Raw genomic sequence first — 248 nt, 5'->3', positions numbered from 1 at the left:
CGAGCCATCCGCGCTGCACACCGAACCGCCGCCGGCGATTGCCGCCGGCTTCGAGGTGCGGGTGCAATACGCGGCGATCGACGCCGGCGCCGAGATCGCGCCGATCGTTCGCAATCCGAATGTTGGCGCGGTCGTGAATTTCCTCGGCGTCGTGCGCAACGAAGGCGACGTCGACGACGTGATCGCGCTCGAAGTCGAGCACTATCCGACGATGACCGAGCAGGCGCTATGGAGCATCGTCGAGGAAG

1 protein-coding gene is annotated in these 248 nt (G+C 66.1%); it reads left to right on the top strand.

Annotated features, from left to right (window positions below; all coding sequences use genetic code 11):
* The coding region (locus SB816_RS33940) for a molybdenum cofactor biosynthesis protein MoaE (protein WP_410548491.1) at positions 1-248 on the top strand (248 nt) is incomplete at both ends.

This window comes from Achromobacter sp. SIMBA_011 (genome assembly GCF_046535435.1).
In the GTDB taxonomy this organism is placed as follows: domain Bacteria; phylum Pseudomonadota; class Gammaproteobacteria; order Burkholderiales; family Burkholderiaceae_B; genus Achromobacter; species Achromobacter dolens.
This window is presented reverse-complemented; position numbering and strand designations above follow the sequence as displayed.